This window comes from Photobacterium kasasachensis, from assembly GCF_050336885.1.
GTDB classification, from domain to species: Bacteria; Pseudomonadota; Gammaproteobacteria; order Enterobacterales; family Vibrionaceae; genus Photobacterium; species Photobacterium kasasachensis.
Genome location: NZ_JAKJSH010000017.1, coordinates 141,499 through 150,333 on the forward strand (window position 1 = coordinate 141,499; position 8,835 = coordinate 150,333).

Sequence of the window (8,835 nt, forward strand, 5' to 3'; positions counted from 1 at the left end):
AAGGCACTTCAAGTGCTTTTTTGTTTCCGCGATACTTTAATATCGCATACACAGCATCTCGAGCTCTTGGTATACCGAGGAAAACCCTTCATTCGGAAAGTACTCACCGTTTATCAGCAAGCTTTTGCTTTCCGCCCAGTTCCCGGCGAAGGAACCATTACCGTATGGGATGTTGTAGACGAGGAAGTGGCGCTCCTTCCTGTCAAAAATCAGGTTTGCTGCCATTCTGCCTGAACGCAAATTCGAATTGCGGTAATACTGGAATTTAGCATCACAGCCTCTGACGATATAGGATCCCTTTTCACTTCGAACAGCGATGTAAGGACGGTTATTCTCTTCAAAATAACGTAGCTGCCATACCCCAACCGCTCTTTCCAACTGGATACGTGGGACAGGTACAGGCTTTGCTGGAGCAGCGCTAGTCGTCGTCACCGCAAGTTGATCCTGTAACTGAAGATCAYCGGCTGGGTTACTATTGATAATCGTCACCTTCACTTCCGGCTCCGGCTGAGGCTCTTCAAACAGTGCCATCATCGCCAGCAAAGGCTCTTTGCCCAACGTAAACAGCAGGCCAGCAATAACCAGAGGCATCATCAACATTAACCCGAAGCGGCGGAAATTAAAGTGGCCTAACGCCTTGATTTGGCTAATCACCTTGGGAGATATTTCGCTCAGGGGAGATGGCGATGACTCGGCCTTCATTCTCGGCGGCACGGTTGTTACCGTCCGGTTTGTATCACTGAGTTTCCGGCGAGCTTCTTCAAGCTGACTGTTCAGGCGTTTGTTTTCCCGTCGCAGCCATTTCAGCTCGTCCTCCGAAGCGCTCATATAGCGCTCGCTTTCCTTGGACAGCAATTGGCTCTTCTGCTGCTCGAGCTTAAGCTGACGGTCAAGCTCTTCATTTATTCGTTTAAGAGCCTGACAGTCTCGTTCAAGTTGCTGGAATTTCTGCTTGTCTGCTTCCGACGTCCCATTCTTGGTATAGATCGTTCGGACCGCTTCCTCGTGCCCCTTACCCTGACCTATTTTTTCGTAAGCTTGAACAAGCAATTGCATAATTGCTTTTGAGCCGCCTTTATCGGGATGGAGGCGGCTAGAAAGTAACTTGTAACGTCGCTTTACGTCAGCACTTGGAGTCTTGCTGTCTGTACCTAATATATCGTGAAAAGATGTCATTCTATCTGCAGATGCCGTTAACTACTGATTGTCTACGCGATACTGCGCATGTCCTGTAAAATGTGTAGCTTGCCTAAGTCCATATGCAATCAATATAGTCGAATATTATTCTCATGCGAGCTGATAATATACAGGCATGAAAACCGTATGTAGTCTGTTATCGGCAGATTTCTGCTAACTTGATACCTCCAGCACACAAATTTAAAGGAAAACACAACGATGCTTCCCTCATTGAGCCTCTTTAGGTATTCAAGTTGTGCTTTCTCATTCTGAACTCTCCCGGTGAGCACCCCATATGCTTCTTAAAAACACGAGAAAAATAGGAGACATCCTTAAAGCCAGCCGAGTTGGCAACCTGAGAGATTTTTTCCCGGTCCGAGCTCAGCAACCCACAGGCCAAATCTAACCGCTTTTTGATGATGTATTGCTTTAGCGTGACACCCATTATGCTATGGAACAGGCGTGAAAAGTACGTGGGCGAATAATGGCAGGCATTCGCCAGATCTTCTTCTCGCAGCGGTGCACTAATATTCTCATCAATGATCTTGAGCGCGGGCCGTATCGACAGCTCCCGGTGCTCGAACCCCGTATCAGCATCCGCTTCCACCTGATGAGTATGCAAACGACTGAAGCACTCGTCGAGCTCCTGTCTTGTTGCACTGGCTTCAATCACATCTTCGCCACCGGCCCGAAGTACATTCAGTGCCAGATTGGCGTCCAGGCTGTGATAAACAATTACAACCTTTGCTAGCGGAAAACGGTTCTTGATAGATCGCAATAACTCAAAACCTTCCGATGTGGAATCTACGACCTCAAGAAAAATCAATTCCTGTCCGGTCATTGTCGAAAGTAACTCAAAAGGCGAAACATCAACGACGTTATGTGATAGCTTAAGATTTTCTCTGGCATCTGCCATTTTGTCGTAATGACTGCAACTAACCCAAATCACAAATTCACCTTACTACTAGTGTCATAAGTACATACAAAAACTCTGTATGCTGCGGTGAAACACTCCTTGTTGATGAATAGCCGAACCTTTATAAGAATTGTTATGACTGCAACGTCAAAAATTTGACTTGCTATGAATAATTAACGTTCAGAAACCTAAATAATTCCAGCAGGCTGCTTTTGTTTCAAATTTAAGCAACAACGATCAGATTCTATGCTAGCTTTGTCACATCAATGGGTTAGCAGATAAAATAGGCAGGAAACACTTTTCTAATATTTCTTTTGGCAATTAAAATCAATTTTTAATTTCAATTTATTCTATATTTTCTCCGTCACCAGCTGCCTACAAAATAGTATAGGTGAGCATAAAAAAATAACACTGCAACATTTTCACCTCCGAGCCGGGCACAAATTGAGCGTTAAATAGTGTATTCATATGCAGCCTCATACACCCCAAAAATGATTTAGCTACATTGCTATGAAAATTTTATCGTTTTGTGCGATTTTTTTGCAGACAATCACATTTTTATCATTTAGTATGTCGCCCGAAAATGAGTTCCGATGAAGACAGCAGGAGAGTGGCAAGATACGTTATTGTATCCGCCCGCCGAAGAAGTAAGCAGTTTAACTAACCAGAATCTTTCTGTTATTAAGTTGTAAATCTTTCAGGCACCGCAATGTTAATTCCTAGAGTTGATATTATGGTATGGACTGTTGTTGGAGGAGCCTCTGGAGAGATCCGTTAAATCGGACGCCGAAGGAGCAAGCTTCCACCCTCTGCCTTGCAGGAGTGGTTAGTGAAACTCTCAGGCAAAAGGACAGAGGAGATAAGATCAACAGCTCAGAAAAAAACTGAAAACAGCTTTTCTGTAACACCACCTTTCTGTTGTTTTTTATCTCTTCCTTTGATGTTTAAGGGGAGAAGAATAATGAATCCGCTACACAATTTACTACAAACTATTGATAACTTCGTCTGGGGTCCGCCTCTACTTATCCTATTGGTTGGTACCGGTCTATACCTGACTATCCGCCTTGGTTTTATCCAGATTCGCCACCTGCCTCTCGCGCTTAGCTATGTTTTCTCAAACAAGAAAAATCGCAATGGCAGCGGGGATGTTTCCAGCTTTGCTGCCTTGTGTACAGCGCTGTCTGCCACTATCGGTACCGGTAACATTGTCGGTGTTGCAACAGCGATCAAGTTGGGTGGCCCGGGCGCGCTTTTCTGGATGTGGCTTGCGGCGCTGTTTGGTATGGCAACCAAGTATGCCGAGTGTCTGCTGGCAGTCAAATACCGTGATACGGACTCTAACGGCCAGATGATTGGTGGTCCAATGTACTACCTGGAAAAAGGCGTCGGAAGTAAATGGCTGGCCAAACTCTTTGCAATCTTTGCGCTAGGTGTAGCCTGTTTTGGTATCGGTACTTTTCCGCAGGCCAATGCAATCGTAGATGCTGCCTACCTGTCGTTTGAAATGCCACGAGAGATCACTGTCATTATCCTTACGGTTCTTGTCGCGACTGTTACCCTTGGCGGGATCAAGTCGATTGCAAGTGTTGCCAGTAAAGTCGTACCTGTTATGGCCGCGTTCTACATTGTGGCTTGTATCACAGTGCTGACCTCTCAGGCTGACGCACTACCGGCCGCAGTCGAACTGGTCATTACCTCTGCCTTTACCGGCCATGCCGCCGCAGGTGGTTTTGTCGGTGCCGGCATTATGCTTGCCATCCAATCCGGTATTGCCCGCGGTGTTTTCTCGAATGAATCTGGCCTAGGTAGTGCACCTATGGCAGCAGCGGCGGCCAAGACTGATTCATGTGTGAAGCAAGGCCTGACATCGATGACTGGTACCTTCTTCGACACCATTATCATTTGTACCATGACAGGTCTGACTCTGGTTGTGACCGGTGCGTGGCAAAGTGATTACGCCGGTGCCGAGATGACAACTTTCGCATTTGCAAGCGGCCTGGATTCTGCCTACTGGGGCCCGTTGATGGTGTCTGTCGGCCTGATGTTCTTTGCCTTTACCACTATCCTTGGCTGGAACTACTATGGTGAGCGCTGTGTGACTTACCTATTTGGTGTAAAAGCGATTCTTCCTTACAAGCTGTTCTTCCTTGTTCTTGTTGCAGGCGGTGCTTTCATCAAGCTGGATATGATCTGGTTAATCGCTGACATCGTGAATGGTCTGATGGCTGTTCCAAACCTGATTGGCCTGATCCTGCTAAGAGAAGTGATTGTTAGCGAGACAAAGCAGTTCTTCGAACAACTTAAGCTTTCTCAGGCCCAAAACGTCCAAACAGCCTAATATTGCTCGAAGCGAATTCCTTAAAAAAGGCGATATCGGTAGATATCGCCTTTCTTTTTGCTAATCGCTTGCCTAATCGAGATATCGCGTTAACTGCTGGTACAAATCAAAGCTACTGTCTTCAAGCCAGCAATCGGTGATCATCCCCTCCTCCCGCTTGAAAAACACCATGCCTGTCATCTCTACATGCTGCTTTCTGGCCGGAATCCTCGCCCAGCCACCGTTATAAGTCGCACTGCAATGGTACAGAGCTACGGTCTTCGTTCCGTCGTTTATCACATCTTTAATGATAAAATTGACGTTCTTAAACCGCTGGCACCAGATGGATATAAAGTTCAGGTAATCGACATGGCTAAGGGTAAGCACCCTGCCGCCGGGCAAATGAAAGTGAAAAGGATCAGTAGCATATTCTGCAAGCAAAGCGCCATCCGCCCGACTCCAAACTTCAGTAAACCAGCGAACAACCCATTCGTTATCATTCATCATGCGCGATATCACTCCAACTGCTTTTTCTTGCGCTTCCATAAGCAAGACTAGACAAAAAAATGACACTTTGCTCATGTCTGACACTTTTGCCTTCCACACTGTAGGCAAAAATACCATGGCAATGTTTCAGCATTAACGCAGCCGGGACTGATTCTCACTAATCCATTGCCGGGCTGTTACGTCGCTGGTTTTCTCTGCCAGTTGCTTTGCTCGCAAGTGCCAGTTCTGACCTCCGTCAGGCAATAAATCATGCAATTCCAAAGCTGTTTCAATTGCGAGAAGATCATAACGGTTATCTCTTGCTATCTGCCATGAAGAGGTTAAATGTTTGACCGCTTCTTGCTGCCTTCCTTTGTCTACCAATAAACGCGCTTTCTCGCGCAGGTAATTCGCTTCTGCCCTTGGTTCAGAATCAGAAAGGTACAAGTAGGACTGTCCGAGATAAAACTCAGCCTCTTCATGCTTGCCACGCATGACATATGTTCTCGCTATCTGACTGAGCAGCTCGCTCATATAAGTTTTATCCTGGCTGTTTGCAGCAAGGTTAAGTAGTGCTTTGAACGTATTCTCTGTCCTCTCCGGGTTGGCATAATCCCACAAAGCCATAAAATCCGGAAAATTCAGCCCAGCATAACTGTGGCAGTAAGGCACGTCTTCTTGTGCTGCTGATGCCTGGACATATGGAAACAATAGCCCCAGAGCAATTACGGGCAGCATCCGAAATCTAGTTGCTAACATGATGATTCCTAAATAGTGCCAAATAGATATGACAGGCCAAGCCTCTCGTGAACTAGTCAGACGAAAAGCTGTACTTTGAATCCAACATATATAAATCCAGCACTGTCGCCCATTTTATCTGTCAAACTTTGAAGGGCCATCACGTCGCTGGTGGGAAGGAGGATCCCCACGCTATATCGCCAAAGGGGATCCAACAATGAAAGGAATTACTATTCGAGGTTATAGTTAATAATTACTGTAAGGCCAGTTGGGAAAATGCCGCCTGATAGTGGACAAGGTTCGGAATGTGATGATGATGCTGACCTTTATCACCAACCTCAACAAAATCATACCCCAGTTCTTGTGAGGCATGCTTGTTCCATGACCCGTGCCCAAACAAGACCCGGCGCTGGAACGTCACACCTGAATCTTGCTTGGCCCTGAAAGCAGCCAGCGCCATGATCTCAGTCCTACTCATTGCATCGGAAGAAGAAGCAAACGTCATGTTGGCAATATCAATGCCCGCAGCACGCAGCTTTAGCTTGGCTGCAGATTCCCACCCACCGGTGGCAATCGCCACATGAGTGTCTTTTCTTTCTCGCATCTGATCGATGAAATCTTTGGCTCCCTGAATTTGGCTGACTTCTGACGGGTTCTTGGCCAGGTAGTCCTGTATCAATTGTAGATATCTCGCTTCAACTTGTCGGTGGATCAGTGAACGACTGTCAGTGATCTTATGCTTGGTTATGATCTCATCCAGTACACCTGAATCAGTCACATTCCGGTAGTGGCTCCAATCTTCCTCAATATGAATTCCCAACACATCCTGCACGGCCTGGGTGTAACACTTCATATCAACACTTTCTGAATCAACCAGTGCGCCATCAATATCAATAAGGAATAAGTTCATTTTCTCTACCTTTGTTCTTTTCGTCTTTGGTAAGGCGGACATAGCATGCGCTTGTAAAGGAAATGTTGCAATAGTGGGATTGCTACATTTTGTGTTTTTTTGCTCAGACTCATACCTTTGCAAGTCAAACACTTATTCTTTACAGGGCGACACAAGTTTTATTAATAACTTGTTAATAAATGTAATCCATTGCATGCCAGTCAGGTGATCGAGTCCTCCATATTCGCTCTTATTGCTAACTAATTAAGCACTTTCGCAAAAAGGAAAATGACGCCCGGCTATTTGCCTTCCAAACTTATCTAGCCAGCTTTACTAAGTATCAAAATACAGGTGCCCGTCGCCTCATAATAAAAACGAGAAGCAATGTCGAAAGCACAAGAAGGAAGTCACAATGAATGATCAATCGAATCGAAGAAGGTTCTTAAAATTCACCCTCGCGGGTGTCATCGGAGTTACCCTAGGAGGGAAAAACCTAATCAGGCCTGCTCAGGCTTCTGATCTGCCCCACCTGGATGAAAACGATGCACAAGCATCAGCGCTCAAGTACATCCATAAGTCACCGTACGAAGATAGAAATTGTTCGAACTGCGTATTGCTTCAAGGTGAGGTGGGTGATGAATGGCGTCCGTGTCAACTCTTCCCTGGCAAGCTAGTCTCCTCAAGCGGTTGGTGTTCAGCCTGGGCAGGCTGATCAGCACCTTTGATGAGTCGTGTTTAGAGCCTTGGAGCGTAATAAGCCCGACATTAGCGGGCTTATTACTAGCGACAATTCCTAGGCAAAACAGCGCTCTGCCCATCTTGCCAGGCCTGCAGTCACTGAGCCAAAGTAGCTTCCGCTGACCACAGGGACATCAGGCAATTGTTGCTCGATACAGGCTCTGAGGATCGGCGAACGGGCCGTCCCTCCCGTCATATAGATGACATCGGGCTTTTTACCACTTTGTTGTATTGCTTCAGTCACCAGCTGGCTCATTTTAACTCTTGGCGACTCAATGGCTGCGGCCATATCTTGCTGCGTGACAGAAACATCAAGCAATTCCGACAACCCATCAAGCTCAACATGGCAGGATGCTGCATCCGATAGAGCAATCTTGCACTCTTCCGCCTTTCTGACCAACTGATAGCCCAGTGTTTCGTGATAAACACGTAGCAAGTGAAGCAGCTTCTCCGGCTCAGCAGCATCACGTCGCAGCTGATCCAATACTGTTAGGTTAGACGCACTGTAGAACTCGGTCTGGGCAACAATGTTATTAATTGCTATCGGGTTCCAAAACTGGCTGATTGGCATATCAATCCCGTTGCGGGTTTTGCTGCCAAGGCCGAGCATCGGCATCAACTGACGAAATGCAAGGTGGATATCCAGATCATTACCGCCGACCCGAAGGCCACTGTGCGCCAGCAGGCTTTCCTGACGGTCGGCCTTTCCTTGCCAATCCGGTCCCATCTCGATGATCGAGCAGTCTGTTGTGCCACCGCCGATATCGACCACCAGCACGGTTTTGTTTTCCGTCAGTGTACTTTCATACTCCAGCCCAGCGGCTACCGGCTCATACTGGAACTCAATATGCTTGAACCCGGCACGTTTGGCGGCCTGGCTCAGGATCAATTCAGCCTGCTGGTTAGCCCTTTCACCTCCGGTGCCCTGAAAGTTAACCGGGCGGCCAATCACAGTGCTCTCTATCGGCTTATCGAGTGACAATTCCGACTGCGATTTGATGTTGCTCATCATGGCGCAAACTAAATCTTCGAAGAAACTGATTTGCACATCGCGCAAACCATTGGCACCAAGGAAAGATTTGGGAGATTTTACGTAATACACCTCTTCGGGATCATCGAGGTATAAATCAAGCGCTGCTTGTCCGAAAAGCAGATCGCCCTTCTCGACAATAATATCTTCATCACGGTTAAGAGCTATAGCCCGACGAAGCACTTGCTCGCCAACCTTATCTCCCGGCTTCACACCCATATGGCGATATAGGCATTCGCTTACCGCCTCCCGGGTTGGGGCACACAGTGTGGAAGGTATGTACTTGTTACCATTTTCAAGCGATAGCAGTTGTGGTTTTCCTTGCGCCATCATGGCGACCGAGCAATTTGCTGTTCCGTAATCAAAACCTATGTACATGCCGTACCTCCACACAGAAAAAAGCCGCTCATCATACCGAAATATCAGAAATCTACAATCACCACGGTCATTTCACTTATTTGGTTGTTTGGTTGTTTGGTTGTTTGGTTGTTTGGTTGTTTGGTTGTTTGGTTGTTTGGTTGTTTGGTTGTTTGGTTGTTTGGTTG

The 8,835-nt window shown here is 46.7% G+C and carries 8 protein-coding genes and 2 riboswitches; of the genes, 2 read left to right on the plus strand and 6 right to left on the minus strand.

Going from position 1 to position 8,835, the window contains the following annotated elements; translation table 11 throughout:
* Positions 1–36 precede the first annotated feature (36 nt).
* Positions 37–1,176, minus strand: coding sequence for a molecular chaperone DnaJ (locus L4D19_RS22195; RefSeq protein WP_428454286.1), 1,140 nt, complete (start codon positions 1,174–1,176; stop codon positions 37–39).
* A gap of 241 nt (positions 1,177–1,417) precedes the next feature.
* Positions 1,418–2,125 carry an AraC family transcriptional regulator gene (locus L4D19_RS22200; RefSeq protein ID WP_160651333.1) on the minus strand — a complete coding sequence of 236 codons (708 nt, stop codon included), beginning with the start codon at positions 2,123–2,125 and terminating at the stop codon, positions 1,418–1,420.
* A 560-nt stretch (positions 2,126–2,685) separates the two neighbouring features.
* Positions 2,686–2,811, plus strand: a riboswitch (glycine riboswitch).
* 32 nt (positions 2,812–2,843) lie between these two features.
* Positions 2,844–2,956, plus strand: a riboswitch (glycine riboswitch).
* A 97-nt stretch (positions 2,957–3,053) separates the two neighbouring features.
* On the opposite strand from L4D19_RS22200, the gene L4D19_RS22205 reads away from it, so the two are divergent.
* A complete protein-coding gene (locus tag L4D19_RS22205) occupies positions 3,054–4,430 on the plus strand; it encodes an alanine/glycine:cation symporter family protein (RefSeq protein ID WP_428454287.1) in 1,377 nt (458 codons plus the stop codon).
* A 72-nt stretch (positions 4,431–4,502) separates the two neighbouring features.
* On the opposite strand, the gene L4D19_RS22210 is transcribed toward L4D19_RS22205, so the two are convergent.
* The 3 genes from L4D19_RS22210 to L4D19_RS22220 all read right to left on the minus strand — a co-directional run bounded on the left by L4D19_RS22210 (position 4,503) and on the right by L4D19_RS22220 (position 6,543).
* The gene (locus tag L4D19_RS22210; RefSeq protein WP_428454288.1) at positions 4,503–4,991 is read right to left on the minus strand and encodes an ester cyclase; all 489 of its coding nucleotides are present in this window, start codon (positions 4,989–4,991) and stop codon (positions 4,503–4,505) included.
* Positions 4,992–5,048: 57 nt separating this feature from the next.
* The gene (locus L4D19_RS22215) at positions 5,049–5,654 is read right to left on the minus strand and encodes a hypothetical protein (protein ID WP_428454289.1); all 606 of its coding nucleotides are present in this window, start codon (positions 5,652–5,654) and stop codon (positions 5,049–5,051) included.
* A 232-nt stretch (positions 5,655–5,886) separates the two neighbouring features.
* Positions 5,887–6,543, minus strand: a complete 657-nt coding sequence (locus L4D19_RS22220) for an HAD hydrolase-like protein (protein WP_428454290.1) — start codon at positions 6,541–6,543, stop codon at positions 5,887–5,889.
* Between the two features lie 391 nt (positions 6,544–6,934).
* Between L4D19_RS22220 and L4D19_RS22225 the strand changes: the two genes are divergently transcribed.
* Positions 6,935–7,234 carry a high-potential iron-sulfur protein gene (locus L4D19_RS22225; protein WP_428454291.1) on the plus strand — a complete coding sequence of 100 codons (300 nt, stop codon included), beginning with the start codon at positions 6,935–6,937 and terminating at the stop codon, positions 7,232–7,234.
* Between the two features lie 81 nt (positions 7,235–7,315).
* On the opposite strand, the gene yegD is transcribed toward L4D19_RS22225, so the two are convergent.
* Entirely contained in the window at positions 7,316–8,668 is a 1,353-nt protein-coding gene (gene yegD / locus L4D19_RS22230) for a molecular chaperone (protein WP_428454292.1), read from the minus strand.
* Between the last annotated feature and the right edge of the window lie 167 nt (positions 8,669–8,835).